Source organism: Paenibacillus taichungensis (assembly GCF_047302525.1).
Taxonomy (GTDB): Bacteria; Bacillota; Bacilli; order Paenibacillales; family Paenibacillaceae; genus Paenibacillus; species Paenibacillus taichungensis_B.
Genome location: NZ_CP168020.1, coordinates 6702577 through 6728928 on the forward strand (window position 1 = coordinate 6702577; position 26352 = coordinate 6728928).

A 26352-nucleotide genomic window follows, 5' to 3' on the forward strand; every position below is an offset into this window, starting at 1 on the left:
TGTTTAAGGGGAGCCGAGCCGAAGGCAATGGCGACCTTCGCGAATGAGGCGAGGCCGTGAGCGTCCCGGTGTTCAAGGGGAGCCGAGCCGAAGGCAATGGCGACTTATCGCGAGCGAGGCGAAGCCGTGAGCGTCCTCTCGTTGTAGAGCGGCCGTCCAAGAGACCGGCAATCGGCCGGGACCTTGGACGAAGCTGCGGGCACACGATAACCTTCACATAGCAAGACCCGACCATTCACCATGCACCGCCTGTTTCGGGTGTCCAGAGGGCTGCGCCCTCTGGGGCCCTCCCTTGGAAGGGAGGGTTTGGGAGGGATGGAAAAGACTTTGACTTTGATTTTGAAAGGATGAATACCATTGGCGAGCGAGAACATTGTCATCAAAGGCGCGCGAGCGCATAACCTCAAAAACATTGATATCACCATCCCGCGTGACCGTTTTGTTGTATTAACCGGTCTTAGTGGCTCAGGCAAGTCCTCGCTGGCTTTTGACACAATATATGCCGAAGGACAGCGACGTTATGTAGAATCCTTGTCTGCGTATGCACGGCAGTTTCTGGGGCAGATGGAGAAACCGGACGTGGATTCCATTGAAGGATTGTCTCCGGCCATCTCCATAGATCAAAAAACGACAAGTCGTAACCCGCGTTCCACCGTCGGAACCGTTACGGAAATCTATGACTACCTGCGTCTGTTATTTGCACGTGTGGGACATCCTCATTGTCCGGATCATGGCGTGGAAATTAGCTCCCAGACCGTAGAACAAATGGTTGACCGCATAATGCAATATCCTGAGCGGACCCGGTTGCAGATTCTGGCACCGATTGTCTCGGGACGCAAGGGTGAACACAAAAGTGTGTTTTCCGATATCTCCAAACAAGGTTTTGTCCGTGTTCGGGTGAACGGGGAATTACGTGATCTGTCCGAAGATATCCAATTGGAAAAGAACAAGAAACATACGATTGAAGTCGTCGTTGACCGGATCGTGATCAAGGAAGATGTGCAATCACGTTTGGCCGATTCTATTGAGACTGCACTTAATCTGTCCGGTGGACAGCTGCTGGTAGATATTATGGGTGAAGAAGAACTGCGTTTTAGTTCCAACTTTGCTTGCCCGGTGTGCGGATTCAGTATTGAAGAGCTGGCGCCGCGCATGTTTTCGTTCAACAGCCCATTTGGAGCCTGCCCGGATTGTGATGGATTAGGTGTCAAAATGATTGTTGACCCGGATCTACTGGTGCCGGATCGTAGCAAAACAATTGAAGACGGTGCGTTTGATGCGTGGACAGGTGGCACATCAACCTATTATCCGCAGTTCCTCAAGTCGGTATGCGAACACTTTAACATTCCGCAAAACGTACCTGTAGAAGATCTCCCTGCTGAACAAATGAACAAGCTTTTGCTGGGTACAGGTACGGAGAAAATCCGTTTCCGGTACGAGAATGATTTTGGACAACGGAAAGAAGCACTGGTTACCTTTGAAGGTATTGTGAATAATCTGGAGCGTCGTTACCGTGAGACAGCATCCGAAGGTATCCGTGAATTCATTGAAGGTTATATGAGTGCCAAGCCGTGTGGAACATGTAAAGGACAGCGACTAAAACGTGAAAGCCTTGCTGTTACGATTAACGATCACAACATGGCGTATGTGACAAGTTTGTCCATTGGAGAAGCTGGTCGTTTCTTCGATTCGCTGCAATTGAGTGAGAAAGAAGAAATAATCGCCAAACTTATTTTAAAAGAAATCAACAGCCGTCTCGGCTTCCTAGTAAACGTAGGACTGGATTACCTGACCCTGAGCCGTGCTGCAGGAACGTTGTCCGGTGGTGAAGCCCAGCGGATCAGACTGGCGACACAGATTGGTTCCAGCCTGATGGGTGTGCTGTATATTCTGGATGAGCCGAGTATCGGCCTGCATCAACGGGATAACGATCGTCTGATCTCGACACTCGCTCACATGCGGGATATCGGTAACACACTGATCGTGGTTGAGCATGATGAGGATACGATGATGGCCGCCGATTATATTATCGATATTGGTCCGGGGGCAGGTATCCACGGTGGTACCATCATGTCGCAGGGTACACCGGAAGAAATTATGAATGACGAGAACTCGTTAACGGGTCAATATCTGAGTGGGCGCAAGTTTATTCCGATACGTACCGAACGCCGTAGTGTCGGGGACCGCTGGCTGGAAGTGCGTGGAGCGAAGGAAAATAACCTGAAAAACCTGAATGTAAAAATTCCAGTGGGTGTATTTACCGCAGTAACGGGTGTATCCGGCTCGGGTAAATCGACGCTAATTAATGAGATTTTGTATAAAACGCTAGCTCGTGATTTGAACCGCGCGCGGGTACGCCCAGGTCTGCATAAAGAGATTCGGGGTTTGGAACATATCGATAAAGTCATTGATATTGACCAGTCGCCAATCGGACGGACACCACGCTCCAACCCGGCTACGTATACAGGCGTCTTTGATGACATCCGTGATCTGTTTGCACAGACCAATGAAGCCAAAGTGCGTGGATACAAAAAAGGCCGGTTTAGTTTCAATATTAAAGGTGGACGTTGTGAAGCATGTCGTGGGGACGGCATTATCAAAATTGAGATGCACTTCCTGCCGGATGTCTACGTGCCTTGTGAGGTCTGCAAAGGCAAAAGGTACAATCGCGAAACACTTGAAGTCAAATACAAAAATAGAAATATTGCAGATGTGCTGGAAATGACGGTAGAGGATGCAACGCAGTTCTTCGAGAACATTCCGAAAATTCATCGCAAAATGCAAACCTTACTCGACGTGGGACTAGGTTACATTAACTTGGGACAGCCTGCAACAACCTTGTCCGGCGGTGAGGCACAACGGGTGAAACTTGCTTCCGAGCTGTATCGTCGCAGTACGGGGAAAACCATATACATTTTGGACGAACCAACGACCGGTCTGCATGTGGATGATATTGATCGTCTGCTGAACGTGTTGCATCGTCTGGTGGACTCTGGTGAATCCGTTTTGGTTATCGAGCATAACCTGGACGTTATCAAAACAGCCGATTATATCGTTGATCTGGGTCCAGAAGGTGGCAGTGGTGGCGGAACCATTGTTGCGACAGGTACGCCAGAGGATATTATTAAAGTGGAAGCTTCCTATACAGGTAAGTATTTGAAACCAGTATTGGAGCGGGATACGGAACGAAGCAAGACGTTACAATTAACGGAGTAAATGCTCCAGTTTACAGGTTGTTTGAATATCTAACCCTTCTTTTCATGAAGTAGGCGGCATCGATGTATGACCTGATGTCCTCTTCTTCCGGGGAGAAGGGTTTTCTGATATTGTGCCGCTGTGCCAATCTTAATCAGGCATCGGTGAAAGTGTTTACATATGCGGTAGAGCAAGCATTCCAACAATCTACTGCCAAACTGGATTTTTTTCATTTTTCTGGATGATAGGGCTTGCATTACAAGCAGGGTACAGATAACATAGAGGAAGATATTAGGGTATGCGTTTAGCTGTTCAACTATGGTGAGGAGGTCTGTCTATCCATGCTGTTTGCAGAAGCTGCCGCGGCGAGTACTTCGAATTTTAATGCGTTTGATATTTTTGTCATCTTATTTACGATCCTGATTTTCATCGGAGTGGTCCGCCTGATTCGCGCACCGAAGAAGAATTTGTTTGCTATCGGATTTGCAGTGGTCAGTCTGCTGGTATTCCTTTTAACGGACTATGCCATGATTACCGGTTGGTTTGGCTCGTAGAGACAACGCTGAACTTATTTGAAAGCAGCAAGTAGAAGAACAGACAAACACTTTCCAGGGAAGTTAAGGAGGGTGTTTTTTTGTGTTTTGCTGAGTGGTTCGGATAATACGGTCTTCTCTATAGAAATTAGGACTTAAAGCGATTGTACAGGAATAATTTGTATGTTAAATTTGAGGATACCGGTATTGCAGATAATAGAGAAAGAGATTCAGTAATGAATCATATGGTTCGGTTGCATAACGGAGGATATATAGAGAGGGTTAGGTGAGAGAATGAGAGTGTTGGGGAAAAAGGGCGTAGCCATGCTGATGGCTGCTGTACTCTCGATCAGTGTTGCAGCAACGGCTGGAGCAGCGGGGTCTTCATCAAGTATGCAAGCCAAAGTGGTAGATGGACAAGTATATGTTAGTTCAACGGATTTGGTCAAAGCGCTCGGAGGAAGTGGGCAATATGACGCCAAATCTGGAACGTTTCAGTATAAGGGTAGTGAAGCAGTCCCGAAAGTAATTGAAAAAGTATCTCCGTCTGTTGTAGGCATCATCGGCAAATCTACTGAATCACAGGATGGCGTCACATCGGACCGCTATAACCTGGCTCATGGCACTGGCGTGATCATCCGCTCCAACGGCTGGATTGTGACGAATGCCCATGTAGTTGATGGATTAATCAATCCGTTGGTCGTGACGACCGATGGCAATACATATAAAATCACCAAAACATACAGTGACCCGTTAAGCGATATCGCTCTAATCAAAATTAATGCCAAATCTCTTAAACCGGCGACCTTTGCCAAAGCTTCACAAACAACCGTTGGAGAAACCGTCATTGCCATCGGCACACCGATTTCCTTCTCTTTGCGTAACTCGGCGACAGTGGGCGTAATCAGTGGTCTTAATCGGGGAGTGGAGGCCACCTATCGGTTGATTCAAACAGATACGGCCATTAACCCAGGCAACAGCGGCGGACCGCTGGTCAACCTCAAAGGTGAAGTTGTCGGTATTAACTCTATGAAATTTTCAGCAGTGGGTATCGAGAGTATGGGATTTTCAATTCCAGTAGATACCGTTCAATATATTATTAATCAGTTCTTTGAATACGGAAAAATCAAGCGTGCAAGCCTTGGCCTGCAACTGGAAGAGAGCTGGTCAGCGATTGTGGGCCTGCCTACAGATGATCCTTTGACAATTACGGGTGTGCTGTCAGCTCAAGCGAAGAAAGCCAAAATCAAAGAGGGAGATGTGTTATACAGTGTGGCAGGCACACGTGTGTCCTCTGTGGTGGATATCAATGAGTTGCTTAAAAAGTATGTGCCAGGACAGAAGATCAAACTGTTGATGCAAACGGACGGCGATATTGTCACTCGTACGGTGGTCCTTGCTGATCGAGCGGATATCCAAGACGATGAAGATGAGCAGTTCACTTTAGATGAAGATCAATAAAGCCCGGCGAGCAATCCGGATCCAGAGAGGACGAAGAACGGAATGAAAAAATCATTTTTACGTGTGCTAAGCACGGGTGTGTTAGCCGGGATGCTGAGCATTGGATCGACATTGCCTGTGTGGGCATCCGATCTTACAACAAGTGAGTTGCGGATCACAGCAGGTAGTACGAGCGCCTATATTAACGGCAGCAAGCAGGCAATCGCCAAACCATACAAGTTCAAAGGGGTTACGATGGTTCCTGTCGGTGTATTCAAGAAGGCTTTTGGCAGTGAGATCCGACTGGAGAAGAATGATGTGGTCAAAGTTAAGGAAGGTCCGCATACTGTCACCTTAACAATTGGCAGTTCGATTGCCTGGGTGGATGGAGTCAAAAAAGAGATGGGCGCTGCCCCAAAAATGGTGAATGGCGTGCTCATGGTGCCACTCCGCCCGGTAGCCGCGGGGATTGGCGCTACACTTGCCCCAAGTAGCTCTGGAGAAATGGTCATTCGATTATTGCAAACGGATGAATCGACGGATGAGGACGAGGGCAGCATTAATTTGGACGAAGGCAAAACGAGAATTGGTAACAGTTATTACGGCTGGTCCATTAATTATCCATCCGACCTCATGATTCTGCAAACGGGTGAGCAGGAGCGTATGATGACATTTGGCGCGGAGGACAGCAGTTATTATCTTGAAGTGTACGTGAGTGACCAGGATGTGAGTCTGGATTCGGATGATTTGTTACAGCAACTTGTTCAAGAAGCGAAAGAGAGCGGAGATACCGTGCTCGATCGGGAATCAATTGCCAAAGGGAAAATACCTTATGCCCGGATTGTGGTTAAAGATGCGGACGGGGTATTATGGGAAATGCGCCAATATATCCATGATGGTCGCCAATATGACGTATACCTTGCCGATTATGAAGCACTGAATTACAAGGATCTGGGCAAACGTGCAGTGCTGCTTAATTCATTCCAGCCTACTTATGCACAGTCCGATCGTACAATTAAGGATCTTTCAACCGTGGATGAGGGTATGCGCACTACCTGGAATGACGATTATGGCATTGAACTGAAGATTCCAGCAGGTTGGTCCATAGACAACACACAGATGATATACGAAGCCAAAGATGGTGCATATCTGCAGCTGCGTGTTACATCTGCACCGAAAGGTGCGACGGTCAAAGAGTGGAGCGGCCAACTGGACAAGTGGATGCGTGAGACGTTCACGCCGGAAAGTTATGAACCGATAGGTTCATATACGATGGATGTATCAGGCGAAACTGCTGAGGTGAATGAGTTCCGTTATAACTTTGGAGATGGATGGCAGACGGAGTTCGATGTTCTTTTGCAAAAAAACGGCTATCGTTACTATGCTGAGTATACGTTCCCTGAGGAGCAGACGAAGGATCGTGAATGGTTTAAGAGTATCATGAAGAGTGTTGAGATTGATTTTGATACCGTATCTGATAATTTCGGACAACTGGATGAAGACCCGTATTTGACGGATAAAACAAAATCTGTGACACGAACGTCCAAACGTTATCATTACAGTGTAGATATTCCACGTTACTGGACGCCGTACAATGATCGGTTTGAGTATTCTCCCGTCGTGTATACCTTCACAGGTGGTCAATTCTCCATTGCCGCGAGTGAGGACAAATCCATTGAAATGACCGTCAGTCAACTTAGAGAGGCATATGCGGAAGCAACCAAAACGCGTAAAAACTTCAAGTTGCTTAGCAGTGAGGAGTTGACGTTTGCGGGTGTGCCTGCGTTTTCCTTTATCTATCATGAAGTGGACAATGGTGTGCCGTATACCGGACGTCAGATTGTGTTTGAACAGAATGGAACGACGTATACGATTACGAGCGGACTGAATGACGCCAACAAGACAGAAGTGCAGGCAGCAGCGCTGGAAAAAGCCGTGAACTCATTTACTTTTATCAAATAAGAGAGATCAATGCCGGAGGGTCAAGAGACCTTCCGGTTTATTTGGTTTCTATATAAGAGAATTGAACATTTACACTGGAACGAAGAGTGCGGAACCGATCTGAAGAAGCGAAGCTACAAGCTTTCTGAAGGAAAGCTGCATCGGAAGCATATGCTACGCGTTTATCGAGCGATCGGAAGATGGTACTGCAATCGGAGTGTCTAGTGTAAAGTTTAATGGAAATGAAAATGATAAACGGTTTTTTCAGGAAAGCGTAGAAGAGTCGTTGCAGAAGTGGTACACTATACTAGTTCAGGAGTTATGACTGCTGTTCTGAAAAATAAGAATGACTGTAGGCTTGGGAATTAGGCAATACAGACATAATGTATAGATATAGCGATACAGTGACAATGCAGGTGTATGGAATCAAGGTACAGGATTTAGCGTACAGGGTACAGGGATGAAATCCGGCTATGCCGGTTATGGGGAGGATACACATGAAAACAGCAACAATACGAAGAGAAGACGTTGAGCTTCTGGCACCCGCAGGTGACTGGGACTGTATGCGTTCGGCGGTAGCGAACGGTGCGGATGCGATTTTCTTCGGAGTCGAAAAATTTAATGCACGGGCACGGGCGAACAATTTCCGTATGGACGAGCTGCCGGAGATTATGGCGTTTTTGCACAGTTATGGCGTAAAAGGTTTTTTGACCTTTAATATATTGATTTTTGAAAATGAATTGACGGATGCCAAAGAACTGATTGACGCTTGTGTCGATGCAGGTGTGGACGCCGTGATTGTACAGGATTTGGGTCTGGTCAAAATGATCCGCGAGATCTCGCCGGATTTCCCGATTCACGGTTCAACCCAAATGACGATTACGTCACCGGAAGCGGTGGAGTTTACGAAGCCGTTTGATATGGAACGTGTCGTGCTTGGACGGGAGAACAACCTGAAGCAGATCCAGAAGATCGGAGAACAGGCGAAGTTGCCGATGGAAGTATTCGTACACGGTGCATTGTGTGTGTCTTATTCCGGGCAATGTTTGACTTCTGAAATGTGGGGCGGACGCTCCGCCAACCGTGGGGAATGTGCACAGGCTTGTCGTTTGCCGTACGACCTGATGGTGGATGGCGAGCATAAACCGATGGGCGATGTGGCGTATCTGCTGTCTCCGAAGGATCTGGCTGCGATTGACTTGATGCCGGAACTGATCGAAGCGGGCGTAACTTCCTTTAAAATCGAAGGACGTCTCAAAACGCCGGAATACGTGGCCAACGTGGTTAGTAAATACCGCAAAGCGATCGACCGTTACTTTGATGGAGATAACACTCCACCGAGTAAGGAAGAAGTTCGTGAATTGCAGCAGAGCTTCTCTCGTGGATTCACACACGGTTTCCTGGATGGAACGAACAATAAACAACTCGTTGACGGTACGTTCCCGAAAAGCCGTGGTGTCTATCTGGGTCGTGTAGACCAAGTATTGCGCGATGGTGTCGTCCTGAAGCTCGATGCACCCGTTAAACGTGGAGACGGAATCGTATTTGATGCCGGAGATCCGACGAAGAAGGAAGAGGGCGGGCGTGTCTACGATGTACGTCGCAAAGGCGTGAAGCTTGAAGGCGAAGCAGAGGAAGGCTGGATCGTGGACGTTGTACCAGGCCGTAGTGACGTGGACCTGCGCCGCGTGAAAGTTGGCGACAAAGTATGGAAAACGAATGATCCGGCGCTGGACAAACGTCTGCGTCAGAGCTTTGAAATCGAGAAGCCTTATCGTATCTTCCCGGTAAACGTAAAAGTTATCGGCAGCCCAGGGCAGCCGCTTAGCACATGGTGGACGGACGTGCAGAAGGGCACGACGGTCCGTGTGAATTCCGAGATGGAACTGGATATTGCCCAGAAGCGTCCAATGACGCACGAACTGCTCGAAGAGCAATTCGGACGTCTGGGCGGCACCGTGTTCCAGCTGGAAGAATTGGACGTCAACCTGCACGGTGACGTCATCATCCCGATGCGCGAGTTGAATAACATTCGCCGTCAGGCGGTGGAGCAACTCGCGGGCGAGCGCCCTAAACCGCCCGTCTACGTGAAGCGGGCGGTGGAAGTCTACGGCGATGCGGTTAAACCGGCATCGCCAGTTGCCCGCGGTCATGCGGAGCTGACCGCGCTCTGCCGCAGCCTGCCACAAGTGGAGGCAGCGCTGGAAGCAGGTGTCGGCATGATCTACGCCGACTTCGAGTTTATCAAGCAGTTCCCGGCAGCAGTGGAAGCCGTTCGTGCCGCAGGCCGCAAGATTGCGTTGGCAACACCACGCATTCATATGCCTGGCGAGAACGGGTATCACAACAACATCTTGCGTTTGCAGCCGGATGCTGTGCTCGTACGTAATACGGGTGCGTTGTACTTCTACTTGCGCCATCGGATGGAGAACCCAGATGCGAAGCACCCGGAATTGATCGGTGACTTCTCACTCAACATCGCCAATCACAAAGCAGTGGAATTGTTCCTGGAAGCAGGTTGTGACTGGATTACTCCTTCTTATGACCTCAACATTCAGCAAATGGTTGATTTGCTGGGACACTCCCGTACAAATCAGACGGAAGTCGTTATTCATCAGCATCTGCCGATGTTCCATACCGAGCACTGTGTGTACTGTACGTTTATGAGTGAAGGAACGGACTTTACGAACTGCGGACGTCCATGTGAGGATCACCGGGCTTCCTTGCAAGACCGGATCGGCATGTCTCACCCGGTACGTGTGGACGAAGGTTGCCGTAATACCGTGTATAATGCGGTGGAGCAATCCGGTGCAGAATATCTGACCAACTTTATGGATCTGGGTGTATCCCGCTACCGTGTGGAATTCCTGGAGGAATCCCCAGAGCAGGTGCGCGAGGTTATTGATCTGTACAATCGTGCTCTGCGTGGCGAGATCAGTGGCACACAAGTTTGGAAAACACTGAAAGCAACAAACCAGCTGGGCGTAACGCGTGGTCAACTGGTGAAATAATAGATCGTAACCGGAACAAACAGCAACAGGCATGAAGTATGAAGCAACCCCAATCTCTGCTTTACGGAGCTCTTGGGGTTTTTTCTATAAAAGAGACTTGAACTATACCGAGGTCAGATTCGTATGTGGTATCTTGTTTGTCAGAGAAATGTTTGTATCGGTGTGTGAAATTTATATATTTTTTCGAAAGAAAACTAAAACATCATGTTATAGGAGGCGAAGAACCGTGGCGCCATTCACGATGATGGATATCAAATTGCTGTGCGGGGTCACGGCATTCAAACGGGGAGAAGCGTATAACCAATCTGGCAGGGTGACCAACCTGGTCGCCAGTCAGGATGAACGCCATTACGAAGCTGTGGTTCGGGGTACAGAACGATACAAAGTAACGGTTGATCTGGATGATGCAGGTGAGGTTGTTGCCGGATGCAGTTGTCCGGGCGATAGGAGATATTATGACTATTGCAAACATGTGGCTGCCGTATTGCTGGCGATTCATGAATGGGGAGAACAGCGTGACACGGGCTCTCAAACATCCTCGAAGCTGGTGTCTAAACCTGATCGTAGCTCCACTTCCAGAGTAGGAACGCTGGTGGAGGAAAATGATTGGGAGCGCCCAAACTCCATTTCAAATACCGACTCAGTAATGAATGTGGGGTCTCATTCAACTTCATCTGCTCAGGCCTTTGCAGCGGAGCCATTGCCTTCCGATTCCAAGCTTGATGACCATTTGGATTTGGATCGTCCATCCGTACATTTCGCTCAAGCAGGTCGTCCAAGCTCGGCCCCTGGATGGGGAAGATCAGCAGATAAACCTTCGTACCGCACAGCGGATCAGATTCTTTCCATGTTTGCCAAAGAACGTACCCCCTTGCATGCAAATGATCGTAAATACACTGCGCCTGTAACCCGGTCTTCATTACGGGAAGAGCTGCAGCTCCAATTTATATGCAAGCTTGTACAGGTTCACAAAGGCGGAGCCAAACTCGCACTTGAACTGAAGGTAGGAAATAAACGCCTGTATGTAGTTCAGAAAGTGAAGCAATTCTTGAACTGCATTGAGAACGGTGAACCGATGTCGTTTACCAAGCTGTTCTTCTACGACCCTTCAATGCATTATTTTAGGCCCCAGGATCAGGCGATCCTGTCTATGCTTATTCGGATGAGGCAGAGTGAGGAAGCATACCGCGAATCCATCTCCGGTTACTTGGGTGCTTCAGACGGAAGAGATATATTGATTGCTCCTCTGGTTTGGAAGCCTCTACTGGATTTGCTGCTTCAGGCAGATAGCCGGATGGAGGGAACAGGGTTAGCGAATGGACCTCTCACTTTGGGTGAGGGGGCACTGCCATTATTTTACCGTATTGCGCAGGGTACTAATGAAGGATATCAGCTTGAAATCTCCGGATTGCGTGAGCTGATTCTTCTTCCAGCCTATGATGCTGCCGTGGTGGAAGGGCAATTGCATATGTTGGAGCCGATGCAGATGCGAAGTCTGGAGGATTTGAGCAGAGCGCTCACTTCTTATGGAATCAAGGAAAGTATCGATATTTCTGCTCAGCAGGTGGATGAATTTGTGCAGCATGTAGTGCCGGAACTACGTACACTTGGACATCTGTCCATCGACTCTCAGGTGAGAGAACGAATCGCAGAGCCGGAACTTGCGCCAAAGTTGTATATCGATTTCTACCGGGAACGGATTACTGCGCGTCTGGAGTTTGATTATGGTGTAATGGTGATTAATCCGCTGGCCGAATATTTGATCGATGAGGAAGAGAAAAAGGTGATTTTGGTACGTGACCGTCATGCGGAGCGTAACCTGATCGACCGACTAGATCGCTCTTTCCTGGAACGGGATGGCAGTGTATGGGCAAGTGAACGAGAAGATGCGGTATATGATGTGATGTATCATCTGCTGCCAGAGCTTGAGAAGCAGGTAGACATCTATATACCGAATGCGGTGAAGGCCATGATGCAATCCTATCCGACACCGCCGAAAGTTCGGGCAGATCTGGGTAAAGGCTTGGACTGGCTGGAAATCTCATTCGAGATGGAAGGTGTAGACGAGCATGAGCTTCAGGAAATTATGCGCAGCATTGTAGAAAAGAAACCGTATTTCCGCTTGCGCAGTGGTGTGTTTGTCTCTCTCGAAAATGAAGGAGCGGATAGCTTCGCACACATGGCGGATTCGCTTGGAATTGCGTCGGGCGACATCAAGGGCAGTCATATTCGGCTGCCGGCAGTTCGAGCGTTGCAGCTTCCGGGTCGAGACGAGGTTTCGGGACATGTGAAGTGGGGAGGTTCCCTGAAACGTTTCCTGGATGATCTTCGTGATCCCGAACGGATGGATTTTGCATTGCCGGATGCGCTTGCTCCTGTGCTGCGTGATTATCAGGGCAGTGGATATCAGTGGCTGCGTACACTCGCATTTTACCGATTTGGCGGCATTCTGGCAGATGATATGGGACTTGGAAAAACGCTGCAAAGTATCGCCTATATCGCGGCAGAACTGAAAGAAAAGCCGCAACAGCACAATAGCAATTCAGGTGATGCTAAACACGTTTTAGATGAGGGAACTTTCGGGAGTAACATCCCAGATGAAGTACAAGCTGAACTGTTGGACCAACATACTGCTCATCCCCCGGTACTCGTCGTTGCACCAGCTTCATTAACGTACAACTGGGCGAATGAATTTGCCCGATTTGCGCCGCATTTACGAGTTTTGATTGCAGCTGGGCAGAAAGACGAACGAGCCAGTATGCTCGCAGGCATGGATGACGCAGATGTTATTGTGACTTCCTATCCGCTATTGCGCCGCGATCTGGACACATATCTCGGAAGAACGTTTCATACGCTTATTTTGGATGAAGCCCAAGCGATCAAGAATTCTTCTTCCCAGACGGCTCAGGCTGTTAAACAGATTCAAGCACCACGTCGCTTCGCTCTTACAGGAACACCCGTGGAGAACTCACTGGATGAGCTGTGGTCGATCTTTGAAGCCGTATTCCCGGGCTTGTTCCCAAGCTATCGCAGATTCCGGGACCTGCCCCCTGAGCGGATCGCGCGAATGGTTCGTCCGTTTATCCTCCGCCGTTTGAAGAAAGATGTGCTGGAGGAATTGCCGGATCGTATTGAAACCGTTCAGCGCTCCGAGCTGAAGGACGAACAGAAGAAACTGTATGCCGCCTACCTGTCCCAGCTCCAGGATGAGACATCCAAGGATATGGAGGAGAACGGTTTTCAGAAGAACCGTATTAAAATACTGGCTGGTATTACACGCCTACGCCAATTGTGCTGTCATCCCGCTCTCTTTGTGGAGGGTTATCAAGGTGATTCCGGGAAAATGGAGCAGCTGCTGGAGACGGTTCAGGATTGTCTGGCTGCTGGCAAGCGGATTCTCATCTTCTCCCAGTTCGCTAGCATGCTGAACCTGATTCGACAGACGTTGGCTGCACAGGGTAGGGATTTGTTCTACCTGGATGGTCAGACACCTGCACAGAGTCGGGTAGAAATGTGCCGCAGATTCAACGAAGGCGAAGCCGAACTGTTTCTGATCTCGTTGAAGGCTGGCGGTACCGGATTGAATTTAACGGGTGCAGATACTGTTATTTTATATGATTTGTGGTGGAATCCCGCCGTGGAAGAACAGGCCATCGGACGCGCCCATCGTATGGGGCAGAAACAAGTCGTACAGGTTATCCGCCTCGTTACGGAAGGTACGATTGAAGAGAAGATTTTGGAGCTGCAGCAGCGCAAAAAAGATCTGATTGCCGAAGTCATTGAACCGGGAGATGGGGGATCGACTACCTTATCCGAGCAGGATATCCGGGAATTGTTGATGGTATAATGAAGTCCAGTCACATTGGAGCTTGCCGTCATTTAATATATTAAGATATGACTCTAGCAAAAAGGAGTGGGGCTCAGCATGTGCATCCGTAAAGCAATTATTCCAGCAGCCGGGCTCGGTACCCGGTTTCTGCCTGCCACGAAGGCGATGCCCAAAGAGATGCTGCCAATCGTTGATAAACCAACGATCCAGTACATCATTGAAGAGGCGGTAGCTTCAGGCATTGAAGATATCATTATCGTAACAGGTAAAGGTAAACGGGCCATTGAGGATCATTTTGACTATTCATTCGAGTTGGAGCAGAACCTGGCTGGTAAACAGAAGTGGGATCTGCTGAATGAAGTTCGCAAGCCCTCCGAGATGGCAGACATCCATTATATCCGTCAAAAGGAACCGAAGGGTCTTGGACACGCCATCTGGTGTGCCCGCAAGTTTATCGGAAACGAACCGTTTGCCGTGCTGCTGGGGGATGACATTGTGGAGTCCAATCATCCTTGTCTTCAGCAAATGATAGAAGTCTATGATGAATTGCAATCTCCGATTGTAGGTGTACAGCCAGTTGATTGGAGCGAAGTGTCTCGTTATGGAATTGTGGACGGGGAATTGGTATCTCGCACCGAAGATCGTGTGTACCGCGCGCGTCGTTTGATTGAGAAACCGAAGACGGAAGAATCACCTTCCAATCTGGCTATTATGGGACGTTATATTCTGACGCCGGACATCTTCGATATTCTTGGTCAGCAGTCTGCTGGCGTGGGTGGAGAAATCCAGTTAACGGATGCCTTGTCCCGTCTGAATGACCAACGACAGATTCTCGCCTATCACTTTGATGGCCTACGTCATGATGTTGGGGAGAAGCTTGGTTTTATTGAAACCACGATTCACTATGCGCTTCAGCGCCCGGATTTGCGGGAGGATTTGTTGAAGTATTTGGAGCAGATTGTACAGAACAAATAGAGAAGTCACTATTATTAAGCCCAGCCGAAAGTTAAACACGGTTGGGTTTAATTATTTTATGGAACAACGTATTGAAATATCATGATTTAACCAGGCCAATGAACGATCACTTGCCCGATGCTTTACATATACATAGATTAATATGAAGAAATGCTGTTAATAGCAATAACGGAGGGATAACATGAAGGTGATTCCGCTGTTTATGGATGGCGCAGCTATATTGGAACCTAAGGTTTATGGCGATCATCGGGGATATTTCATGGAAAGTTATAATGAGCGTGTTCTGTATGAAAATGGTATACATCATGTGTTTGTTCAGGACAATCAATCCCTGTCCGCTGAAGCTGGAGTTCTTCGCGGACTTCATTACCAGCTTCAGCCCAGAGCACAGACCAAGTTGGTCAGAGTTATATCCGGAGCCATCTATGATGTTATTGTAGATATTCGTACCACTTCACCAACCTTTGGACAGTGGGAAAGTGTCATTCTCAGTGAGTATAATCAGCGGCAGTTGCTTGTCCCCCAAGGTTTCGCTCATGGATTCTGTACACTGGTGCCACATACACAGGTGACATACAAGGTGGATGCATACTATTCGCCTGAACATGACCGGGGTATTTTGTGGAACGATCCAGCTCTTGGAATTGATTGGCCTGTGTCGGATCCCATTCTCTCCGAGAAAGACCAGAAGCACCCTTTACTACAAGGGGCGGAACTGAATTTTGGCTAACTAAAACAAGCTTCTCGGATGTGCAGTATCTGGGGGCAGAAGGAGAGAGATAACATGAAACTGCTCGTTACTGGAGGGGCTGGATTTATTGGCAGCAACTTTGTGATATATATGCTTCGTGAGCATCCTGATTATGAAATTGTTAACGTGGATTCCTTAACGTATGCAGGCAACCTTGAGAATTTGCAATCCGTAGAATCCAATCCTCAATATACGTTTATCCGAGCGGATATCACTGACGTACAGCAGATGGAACAAATCATCTCCCAAGGGATCGATGTAATCGTCAATTTTGCGGCTGAGTCTCATGTGGATCGCAGCATTCTGTCCCCCGATATTTTTGTGCGTACCAATGTACTCGGAACTCAGGTGTTGCTGGATGCGGCGAAGAAATATCAGGTTACCAAATATGTTCAGGTGTCTACGGATGAAGTATATGGCTCACTTGGTCCAACAGGTTTGTTTAGAGAAGAGACACCTTTGATGCCGAACAGTCCTTACTCTGCCAGTAAAGCGGGTGGGGATTTGCTTGTAAGAGCGTATCATGAAACCTTTGGTTTGCCTGTAAACATTACACGTTGTTCGAATAATTATGGACCTTTCCAATTTCCAGAGAAACTTATACCGCTTATTATATCTCGTGCATTAAATGATGAGGCTATTCCTGTCTATGGCGATGGGCTTAATATTCGTGATTGGCTCTATGTAGAAGATCACTGTAGTGCTATCGATCTGGTCATTCATAATGGCAAGATTGGAGAGGTATATAACATCGGGGGAAATAATGAACGTACCAATATATATATTGTTGAAAAGATTCTAGAACAAATAGGCAAACCTGCAAGTTTGATTCAATATGTACAGGATCGACTAGGCCACGACCGACGTTATGGGATTGACCCGACCAAATTGCATACTGAGCTTGGCTGGAAGCCCGTGCACAATTTTGAGACAGGAATCAAGGAAACCATCCAGTGGTATCTGAACCATAAGGAATGGTGGACACGAATTCAATCAGGTACGTATCAAGATTATGTAAAACTTCAGTATGGTGATCGAATGGGTGATCCTACAAAATGAAGTATAGAGTAATGGTGACGGGGGCTGCGGGACAGCTCGGATACGATGTTGTAAAGATATTTCGAGCTGGTGGTCATGATGTCATGGCCTGTGACAGGGATCAATTGGACATTACCGACCAACAGCAATGCAGAGATACCATTAACGCTTTTCAGCCTCACATCATCGTTCATTGTGCTGCCTATACAGCCGTCGATCTGGCCGAGACAGATGAGGATATGGCGTACACAGTCAATGTAACAGGCACTAGAAATATAGCAGTTGCTGCAGAGAAAGTGAAAGCCAAACTGATCTATATTAGTACCGATTACGTATTTGATGGCACTGCAACGAGACCTTATCAGGAATTTGATTTGACCAATCCGCAGACCGTGTATGGCAAGTCAAAGCTTGCCGGAGAGAGACTGGTCGAGAGTCTCTGTACGCGATGGTTTATTATACGAACATCATGGGTATTTGGAGTACACGGCAGTAATTTTGTCAAAACCATGCTGGAACTTCTGGAGAAGCGTCCCCGGCTTCAGGTGGTTCATGATCAACAAGGATCGCCCACATATACTGTGGACTTAGCCAGACTCGTGAGTAACCTTTCATTAACTGAAAAATATGGTATCTACCATGCCTCTAATTCTGGAACATGCACCTGGTATGAATTTGCTCAGGCCATTGCGGAAGAAGCAGCCAAGCAATCCGGATTCAATCAGAGTGCTGTTCTCGAGCCTTGTACCACCGTGCAATTTCCCCGTCCTGCTCCTCGCCCCCAATATTCCGTAATGGATCATCTCGCTATTCGCACAAACGGTCTGCAACCCATGAGGGCTTGGCGAGAGGCTTTGATCGCATTTCTAAATGAATTAAGTGTACAACAAGCCGAATAGATGGTGTCTCTTATGCATCCGAAATACTGCATCCCTAGATTTAACAGCCGCCTCCGTGCGGCTTTTTGTTTTACACCTCTCCAATCAGGGTAGTTAGCTATCAAAAAGGAAAAACCGCACATGTTTCGTCATATGATGATTATCATACTCTTTTTCTTCCCTACCACCCTGATAAGGATGTGAACGCCATATGAAACGAATTGCCGCCGTCATTACACTACTCATCGTAACCGTGGGCACACTCTTTTTTGCCTATGACAGTCAAAGTGAGGAGCAGCACGATGGGTTTACGGCCTATCGACTGATTGCTCATGCCATGGGCAGTATCCGTGAGCAGCCTTACACGAACGCCTATGAGGCGATGATTGCCAATTATGAGAAGGGCACACGTGTGTTTGAGATTGACTTTATGCTGACCTCGGACCGCAAAGCAGTAGCCAGACATGAATGGACCGCTAACATGAGCAAAATGCTGGGACAGGACGAGGAGTTACCCGAAGACAAACAGGCTGGGGCATTGACACATGATGAATTTATGAATACACCCATTCTGGGCATGTACCAACCGATGGATGCCGACGGGATTATGGATGTATTGGCCAAGTACCCGGATATGTATATCGTGACCGATACAAAAGAACAGAAGGACGAGGATATTCAGCAGGTGCTAAAATCACTCGTGGACGCAGCCAAGAAACATGACTCTTCAATCCTTAATCGGGTTGTAGTACAGATCTATAACGAGCCGATGCTCGAAACCGTGAAAGAAATCTACGCGTTTCCTTCTATTATCTATACTCTTTACGCTACGCAGGATACTGAAGCCCAGGTGGTTGATTTTGTACAAAAGAATGATATCGATGCCGTAACCATGCCGGAATATAAAGTAAACCAGAATTTCGTTGCCAAGCTGAAGCAGGCAGGAGCAGTCACCTACGTGCATACCATTAATGACACCGATCAGGTAGCAAACTATGAGAAATGGGGCGTGTACGGCGTGTATTCGGATGTATTGACCGAGCAGGAACTGGATGAGATGAACACACGTTTTGCTTGGAAACCTTGAGACATTATATTGTGATTCAAATGATGCAATGCTCCTACTTGAGACTGTTGAACCCTAGCCAAGATATTGATGTTCGAAGTGGCACCAGGCGCTGGCTTAAATTCTGTAGCATCACATCCCTACCATCTAAAATTACAGGCTTCTCCTGCAATTCCAGGGAAAAGTCTGTGATTTTTTGTTCCCCTTTTTATACGAACATTGACACTCACTCCCTGCTGACTTAGACTTAGTTTACAAGCTTTTTAGGATGCAGAAGAACCTCTGGAGGAATGTTCGTTGATAGACATGATTAAGCAGTGGAGACATGTATTTAAGCTAGACCCGGACCGGGAAATAACGGATGAAGCACTCGACCTGATTTGCATGTCGGGAACCGATGCCATTATTGTTGGCGGGTCTTCGGGAATTACCTATGACAACACGGTGGACCTGATGTCCAGAGTACGTCGCTACGAGCTGCCCTGTGTGCTTGAAGTATCCGATCTGGAGGCAGTTGTGCCTGGTTTTGACGGATATCTGATTCCGATGGTGCTGAATGCAACGGATAGCAAATGGATGATCGGACAGCACCAGCAAGCCATCGAACGTTACGGTTATCTGATCCCATGGGATCTGCTTATTGCAGAAGGTTATATTGTCCTCAATGTCGACTCCACTGTTGCCCGAATGACTGGAGCGGATACGGAATTGACGACGGATGCTGCGGTTGCTTACGCCCAGGCTGCGGAACGTCTGCTTAACCTGCCTATCGTATACATGGAGTACAGCGGAACATTTGGAGATATGGATCTGGTTGGAGAGACGCACAGACAACTCACCAAGGCGCATCTCATCTATGGCGGCGGGATTGATAGTCCGGAGAAAGCTGGACAAGCTGCACAGGTCGCAGACACCGTTGTGGTTGGAAACATTGTTTACAGTGATTTGCACAAGGCGTTGGAGACTGTCCAAGCTGTGAAACAATCCATTTAATCGGTTTAGTTTACCATTCCCCCAATTTCCCCTCCTGATCTGTTAAAATAGAACTTTGACCTTACTAATTAAATAAGTTGTATAAACGTAATGTTGTTTACACTACAACGGAGATTGCAATGGAGAAGCGGAGCGTTCTCACTTTTTCAACAACTGAAAGATAGTAATTGCAGTTCAATTGTAATTTCAACTACCCTTAAATATAAGCTAGACTAATTTTGACACGAGAACGAAGAGGACAGAAATAAGCTGGAGAAACGAAGTGCTCGCATTTATTACCGGATTTTCACTTTGAAAAAGTAGATCAAAAAATCCGGGAATAACGGCGATCGGAAGATTATTCTGTCATCGTAGTGACGAGTGTAACCCTTAGTACTACTTATATCGATTTCAACCAACGAAAGGAGCATGCATGCATGCAACCTGTAAATATACATGATGCCGTTGCACGGCTTAACACCCCCCAACGGCAAGCCGTCGAGGCGACGGATGGACCGCTGTTGATAATGGCTGGAGCGGGCAGTGGTAAGACCCGTGTGCTCACACACCGGATTGCCTATCTTATTGCAACACGGAAAGCACCCCCGTGGGGCATTTTGGCTATTACGTTTACGAACAAAGCAGCACGCGAGATGCAAGACCGAGTATCCCAACTGGTTGGCGGCTCTCAGGGTCGTGACATCTGGGTATCAACGTTCCACTCCATGTGCGTGCGTATTCTGCGCCGTGACATTGAACGCATCGGCTTCACCTCCAATTTCAGCATTTTGGACTCATCTGACCAATTATCTGTAATTCGTAGTTGTATGAAAGACCAGAACATCGACACCAAGAAATTTGAACCAAAAGCCGTGCAGTCGATGATGAGTACCGCGAAGAATGAATTGATCAGTCCGGAGCAATATGAGAAGCAGGCTGCTGACTATTTCGAAGGCATTGTGGCGAAGGTATATAAGATGTATCAGAAAAAACTCAGAGCAAACAACTCGCTCGACTTTGACGATCTCATCATGGCGACCATTCAACTTTTCAAAGAGGTACCGGAAGTTCTCGACTTCTACCAAAAGAAATTCCAGTATATTCACGTGGATGAGTATCAGGATACCAACCGTGCGCAATACATGCTCTGCCGCATGCTAGCTGATAGTCATCACCGCATTTGCGTCGTAGGTGATAGTGACCAATCAATCTATCGCTGGCGTGGAGCGGATATCAGCAACATCCTGAATTTTGAGAAAGACTACCCTGAAGCCAATACGATTTTGCTGGAGCAAAACTATCGTTCCACTTCGAATATCCTGAATGCAGCGAATGAGGTAATCGGCCTGAATACTGGGCGCAAACCGAAGAAACTGTGGACGGACAAAGAGGGTGGCTCAAAGATCAAGGTGTACCGTGCGGATTCCGAACATGATGAGGGGTATTTTGTAACCTCCGAGATTAGTAAAAATGTGAAGAATGGAAAATCCTATCAGAATCACGCTATTTTGTACCGTACCAATGCCCAGTCCCGGGTTATAGAGGAAATTTTGATCAAATCTGATATTCCGTATCAGATCGTTGGCGGCATCAAGTTCTATGATCGTAAAGAGATCAAAGACATTCTGGCGTATCTGCGCCTGCTTTCGAACCCCGATGATGACATCAGCCTTACCCGGATTATTAATGTACCGAAACGCAGCATTGGTGATACAACGGTAGCGAAGCTGGCAGCTGCAGCAGGAGAACGGGGGATTTCAATATACCGTGTGCTTCAGGTCGTGGACGATCTCGGTTTTGCCGGTCGAACGCGGAATGCGCTGGTGGAGTTCTATGACATGATCGCCGCACTGCATCAGATGGTAGAATATCTGTCTGTAACCGAACTAACCGAGAAGATTCTCGAGATGAGTCAGTACCGACTAGAGATGCAAAATGAAAACACACTCGAATCCCGTGCACGGTTGGAGAACATTGATGAGTTCCTGTCCGTTACCATGGAATTTGAGAAAAATAATGAAGACAAAACACTCGTTTCGTTCCTCACCGATCTCGCACTGATTGCGGATATCGACAGCATGAACGATGATGAAGAGGATCAGAGTGACGCAGTTACCCTGATGACGATGCACAGTGCCAAAGGTCTGGAATTCCCTGTCGTCTTTATCGTTGGTATGGAGGAAGGAGTTTTCCCACATAGCCGGGCCTTTATGGATAACGAGGAGCTGGAGGAAGAACGCAGACTGGCTTATGTGGGCATTACGCGTGCGGAAGAACAACTCTTCCTGTCTTGCGCGCAAATGCGGACCTTGTTCGGACGCACAACGGCGAACCCGCCTTCACGTTTCCTGGATGAAATTCCAGATGAGCTAAAAGAAGATACCTCCATCGCTCGTGACCGCTACCGTCGTGGTAGCAGCGCAGGTGGATCATATGGTGGCCGTGGACTTGGTGCTAGTGGAGGAAGCAATTTTGGTGGCGGAGCAAGCAAGTTGTTTGATCGTCAGAGCCAAAGCGGTTCTTCCGCTTCGTCAGTTACTTCCTCACGGGTTACCATGAGTACGTCGTCCAGTACATCCAGCACGCCTGCCCCGTCGTCGGCATCTAAACCGGTCGCTGCCGGAGCTGGTTCTGACGGATTCAAGGCCGGAGATAAAGTACAACACGGCAAATGGGGAACAGGTACCATTGTTGGGGTGAAAGGCACGGGTAATGACACAGAGCTTCAGATCGCATTCCCGGCCCCAGTTGGCCTAAAACGTCTGCTTGCAGGCTTTGCTCCCATTACCAAAGTAGAATAGATTAAGAACGAAACTTCAATATTGCAAAATAACTAAGAGGGCAGAAATAACTTGAAGAAGCGAAGTGTTCGCCTTTATCCCCGGATTTCCCCCTTTAAAACGAATTAAAGAAATTTGGGGATAACAGCGATCGGAGAGTTGTTCTGTCATCTTAGTTCAAGTGCAAATTTGAGTGTTTGTTCTACATAGATCCAAATTATAATAACGGAGGGATGGCCCTGTATGGACCCGATGCACCGGATGGAGCAACTCGTTACCGAGCTGAACCAGCATAATTATCAGTACTACACGATGGATCAGCCGCAGATCAGCGACAAGGAGTATGACCTTCTGTACGACGAACTGGTTACGCTGGAACAGGAGAGTGGCATGGTTTTGCCTGATTCTCCGACACAGCGTGTGGGTGGTGAACTGCTCAAAGGGTTTACACCGCATCGCCATTTATCCTCATTGTGGAGCTTGGACAAAGCCCAGAATATAGAGCAGCTGCGAAATTGGAATACTCGTGTGCTCAAGCTGGTCAATGACTTCAACACCAAAAATCCAGACAATCCGTTGCCCGAACCTGGCTATGTAATTGAACTGAAGTTTGACGGTCTGACCCTGAATCTAACGTACACAAACGGTGAGTTGGTTCAAGCCTCTACGCGTGGAAACGGAACTGTAGGGGAGGGCATTTTGGCTCAAGTTAGAACGATTAAGTCTGTCCCGCTCAAAATCCCTTATACAGGCGGCACGATTGAAGTCCAGGGCGAAGGCATCATGAACTTGTCTGTATTGAATCGATATAATGAAACGGCAGCAGAGCCGCTCAAAAATGCCCGAAATGCCGCAGCAGGAGCGCTGCGCAACCTGAATCCGAAGACTACCGCTGAGCGGCGGTTGAACGCCTATTTTTATAACGTAGGTTATTCGGATGATATTCAGTTTGCCAACCATCAGGAGATGATGGACTTTCTCCGTGAGAATCGATTCAAAGTCAATCCATCCATTACGTATTTCCATGAGTTTGATGATGTGATGGAGCAATTGGCTGCGATACAGGAGAGCCGTGGTCAACTGGACTACCTGATCGATGGAGCTGTTATTAAAATCACAGACATGCGCACCCGTGGGGCATTGGGTTACACGGATAAATTCCCTCGTTGGGCGGTAGCGTACAAGTTCGAGGCGGAAGAGACGACGACCGTTCTGAACTCTGTTGTCTGGAATGTGGGCCGTACTGGCAAAGTGACTCCACTTGCTCGAGTTGAACCGGTTGAGTTAGCTGGGGTAACGGTACAGAACTGCACATTGAATAACGTGGGTGACATTGAGCGGAAAAATTTGAAGTTTGCCTTGGGTACCCGTGTCTTTATCCGTCGTTCCAACGATGTCATTCCTGAAATCCTGGGCAAAGTGACTGAAGAGAGTGACGGCGAGGAGATTGTGTTCCCTGAGCAATGTCCGGCATGTGGATTCCCGCTGGAACAGCGTGGAGCGCATTTGTTCTGTAACAACAAGCTGGCGTGCAAACCGCAGACGGTGGCTCGAATTTCTCATTTTGCTTCCCGTGATGCAATGGACATCGAGACATTCAGCGAGAAAACGGCGATTCAGCTGTACGATGAATTGAACGTGCGTGAGCCTGCTGATTTGTATACGTTACAATTTGATGATTTGGTGAAGCTGGAGCGGTTTGGTGAAAAGAAAGCAAACAACCTTATTGCTGCCCTGGAGCAGAGTAAGGATCGTGACCTCGCTTCGTTCCTATATTCACTGGGTATCCCGAATACAGGTAAATCAACTACACGCATGCTGGCTGACCATTACCGCGACCTGCATGCCATTATGAATGCAACGGCAGAGGAACTCGTTGAACTTCCGGACGTAGGCGGCATTGTAGCTGATAGCATTGTGACTTTCTTTGCAGACCCGTTTACACAGGCAGCCATCGAAAAGATGCTGAATTTGGGCGTGAAAGCCCAGGCGCCTGAGGCACCAGCAGCAATTGTGGAAGATTCCTTCTTCAGTGGCAAAACGGTCGTGCTGACTGGAACGCTGCATCAACTCACACGGGAAGAGGCAACGCAACGACTGGAAGCGCTTGGAGCGAAGGTGACGGGCAGTGTCTCCAAAAAGACAGACCTTGTTATTGCCGGAGAGAAGGCTGGCTCTAAACTGACCAAAGCTCATGATCTCGGCATTCCTACCATTGAGGATGAGGACGAACTTGTACGTCTTTTAAATCAAGAGGGATAGATCTGAATGTGGAGTAGACTATGATTTAGTTCTCAGTTTTATCCGATTAAGTAATAGATAACTTAAAGACCCCTGTACCACGAATGCGTGGAACGGGGGTCTTTGGTTTACACGTATATTTAAACCTAACTGTATATGCGCATTAACTTAAATCAGGAACGCGCCTGAGAAGCACCAGTAAGCCATGCATCCTTATCGTAACCTCGTTCTTCCCAGTAGCCGATATGTTCGCTGTCGATCAGTTCAATGCGATTCAGCCACTTGACAGACTTATAGGCATACATCTGGGGAATGACCAAACGTACCGGGCCGCCCAGATCTGCCGGGATCGGTTTGCCATCATGCATGACAGCTACCATAATATCATCCATCTGCGCCTGATCCATTGTAATGGCATCCGTATATACACCATCTCCGGAGTAGAACTTGACGCTGTGCGCTTCGGGTTTCACTCCGGCTTGGGTCAGTAATTGCTTAAGAGATATGCCTTCCCAAGTATTCTTATATACAGACCAACCTGTAACGCAGTGAAAGTCACTGACCTGAACGGTACGTGCAAGCTTTACAAACTGCTCCCAGTTCCATACCTGCGCCCGTTCAACGAGCCCGTCAATCCGGAATGACCAGTTTGCATTGGAAAAGGAAGGTATCGGTGTTACTGTGTATACGCGAAAATGGCCTTCGGCCCCGCCCCCTACGGGAGGTAAGGAACTTGGTAGTGCTTGTGGCAATGGCACCATGTGATTGGGATCGTTCTCCAGCATGCTATCAATACTGTTGTCTATATTGAGGTTTCGTCCAACCCATGATATAAAAGTAGGCCCCAAAGTCACAGCTAGGCCCACTCCTACAGCAGACCGAATAAATGCCCGCCGTGTATACACGGGTTGAGGTTTCTCTGGTTGATGGAGAGGACTTTCCTTAATGGTACGTATAGATTCGGTAGAAACCACCGCTGCAGGTGTTGTATTTTCATCAGGAGCATTAGTTGGATGCGCCATATTTCTACCCTCTGCTACAACTGTCGTTGTTTTTACTGCACGGCGTGCAGGGTCTTTTAACCACCTCGTTCTCGTGATGGAATGGTAGATGATATAAGGCAGGCCAACCCAAGTCAGCAAATCATGAACCAGAAGCGCGGCATTCGACCATCTCGGTCCAGCGAGCTTGAATTGCCATAACACAATACCTGATAACAGCCAACCTACCAGCAGTGCAAGAACAACGATTGTATTTGCTTTCTGCCAAGGCCTATTACGAAGTTGTTTCCAGTGCTTTCCGGCCAAAAGTAAGTAATACACCACGGGTGCCAGCATAGCTAGCCCGACGATAATATGTAGCCACTTTAACCATACGCGTCCAATCCCGAGTAACTCACGCCAGAAACCACCGACCAACATAAGACCTGATACCGCGAGGATGACAACAATCCAGGCATTCCAGGCATGAATGGAAACGAGCTTTTTACCATAACCCTTTCGAAAGTTCTTCAGCCATTGCTTCATATGCGTTCACCCCATATAGGTTATTCATCAGAGCATCCTCGATATAAATGAAGCCGATTGTGATTAGAGAGCGGGTTCTGAATTTAGTATTACTGAGTATTGTATCAGTGGCTACTTGAACGGGAGTATCATATTCATTCCTTATTCTATATTATATATACCTTATTATAGAGCGT

General features: G+C 47.8%; 15 protein-coding genes. 14 read left to right on the forward strand and 1 reads right to left on the reverse strand.

The annotated features are described in order from the left end of the window. The first annotated feature begins 357 nt into the window (after positions 1–357). From uvrA to ligA, 14 genes are all read left to right on the forward strand, one after another. On the forward strand, positions 358–3216 hold the full coding sequence (uvrA, locus tag ACDJ58_RS30295; protein ID WP_413374387.1) for an excinuclease ABC subunit UvrA: 2859 nt from the start codon (positions 358–360) through the stop codon (positions 3214–3216). Between the two features lie 320 nt (positions 3217–3536). Then, entirely contained in the window at positions 3537–3749 is a 213-nt protein-coding gene (locus tag ACDJ58_RS30300) for a hypothetical protein (protein ID WP_090903589.1), read from the forward strand. A gap of 273 nt (positions 3750–4022) precedes the next feature. After that, positions 4023–5189, forward strand: a complete 1167-nt coding sequence (locus ACDJ58_RS30305; protein ID WP_413374388.1) for a S1C family serine protease — start codon at positions 4023–4025, stop codon at positions 5187–5189. 42 nt (positions 5190–5231) lie between these two features. After that, entirely contained in the window at positions 5232–7130 is a 1899-nt protein-coding gene (locus tag ACDJ58_RS30310) for a stalk domain-containing protein (RefSeq protein WP_413374389.1), read from the forward strand. 476 nt (positions 7131–7606) lie between these two features. Then, positions 7607–10120 carry a DUF3656 domain-containing U32 family peptidase gene (locus tag ACDJ58_RS30315; protein ID WP_413374390.1) on the forward strand — a complete coding sequence of 838 codons (2514 nt, stop codon included), beginning with the start codon at positions 7607–7609 and terminating at the stop codon, positions 10118–10120. 226 nt (positions 10121–10346) lie between these two features. Next, positions 10347–13967, forward strand: a complete 3621-nt coding sequence (locus ACDJ58_RS30320; protein ID WP_413374391.1) for an SNF2 helicase associated domain-containing protein — start codon at positions 10347–10349, stop codon at positions 13965–13967. Between the two features lie 78 nt (positions 13968–14045). Next, entirely contained in the window at positions 14046–14924 is an 879-nt protein-coding gene (galU, locus tag ACDJ58_RS30325) for a UTP--glucose-1-phosphate uridylyltransferase GalU (protein WP_413374392.1), read from the forward strand. 181 nt (positions 14925–15105) lie between these two features. After that, the gene (gene rfbC / locus ACDJ58_RS30330; protein ID WP_413374393.1) at positions 15106–15654 is read left to right on the forward strand and encodes a dTDP-4-dehydrorhamnose 3,5-epimerase; all 549 of its coding nucleotides are present in this window, start codon (positions 15106–15108) and stop codon (positions 15652–15654) included. A gap of 54 nt (positions 15655–15708) precedes the next feature. Continuing rightward, positions 15709–16734: a dTDP-glucose 4,6-dehydratase gene (rfbB, locus tag ACDJ58_RS30335; protein ID WP_413374394.1), complete on the forward strand. Its 1026-nt coding sequence runs from the start codon at positions 15709–15711 to the stop codon at positions 16732–16734. Next, on the forward strand, positions 16731–17612 hold the full coding sequence (gene rfbD / locus ACDJ58_RS30340) for a dTDP-4-dehydrorhamnose reductase (RefSeq protein WP_413374395.1): 882 nt from the start codon (positions 16731–16733) through the stop codon (positions 17610–17612). The genes rfbB and rfbD overlap by 4 nt, the downstream gene beginning before the upstream one ends. 190 nt (positions 17613–17802) lie before the next feature. Then, positions 17803–18678, forward strand: a complete 876-nt coding sequence (locus ACDJ58_RS30345; protein WP_063568268.1) for a phosphatidylinositol-specific phospholipase C/glycerophosphodiester phosphodiesterase family protein — start codon at positions 17803–17805, stop codon at positions 18676–18678. A 285-nt stretch (positions 18679–18963) separates the two neighbouring features. After that, entirely contained in the window at positions 18964–19650 is a 687-nt protein-coding gene (locus ACDJ58_RS30350) for a heptaprenylglyceryl phosphate synthase (protein ID WP_413379891.1), read from the forward strand. 416 nt (positions 19651–20066) lie between these two features. Beyond that, the gene (gene pcrA, locus ACDJ58_RS30355; RefSeq protein WP_413374396.1) at positions 20067–22430 is read left to right on the forward strand and encodes a DNA helicase PcrA; all 2364 of its coding nucleotides are present in this window, start codon (positions 20067–20069) and stop codon (positions 22428–22430) included. 222 nt (positions 22431–22652) lie between these two features. Continuing rightward, complete coding sequence (gene ligA, locus ACDJ58_RS30360; protein WP_413374397.1) at positions 22653–24671, forward strand: NAD-dependent DNA ligase LigA; 2019 nt, start codon at positions 22653–22655, stop codon at positions 24669–24671. Between the two features lie 152 nt (positions 24672–24823). Here ligA and ACDJ58_RS30365 read toward each other — a convergent pair whose 3' ends face one another. After that, positions 24824–26176: a molybdopterin-dependent oxidoreductase gene (locus ACDJ58_RS30365; RefSeq protein WP_413374398.1), complete on the reverse strand. Its 1353-nt coding sequence runs from the start codon at positions 26174–26176 to the stop codon at positions 24824–24826. Positions 26177–26352 lie beyond the last annotated feature (176 nt).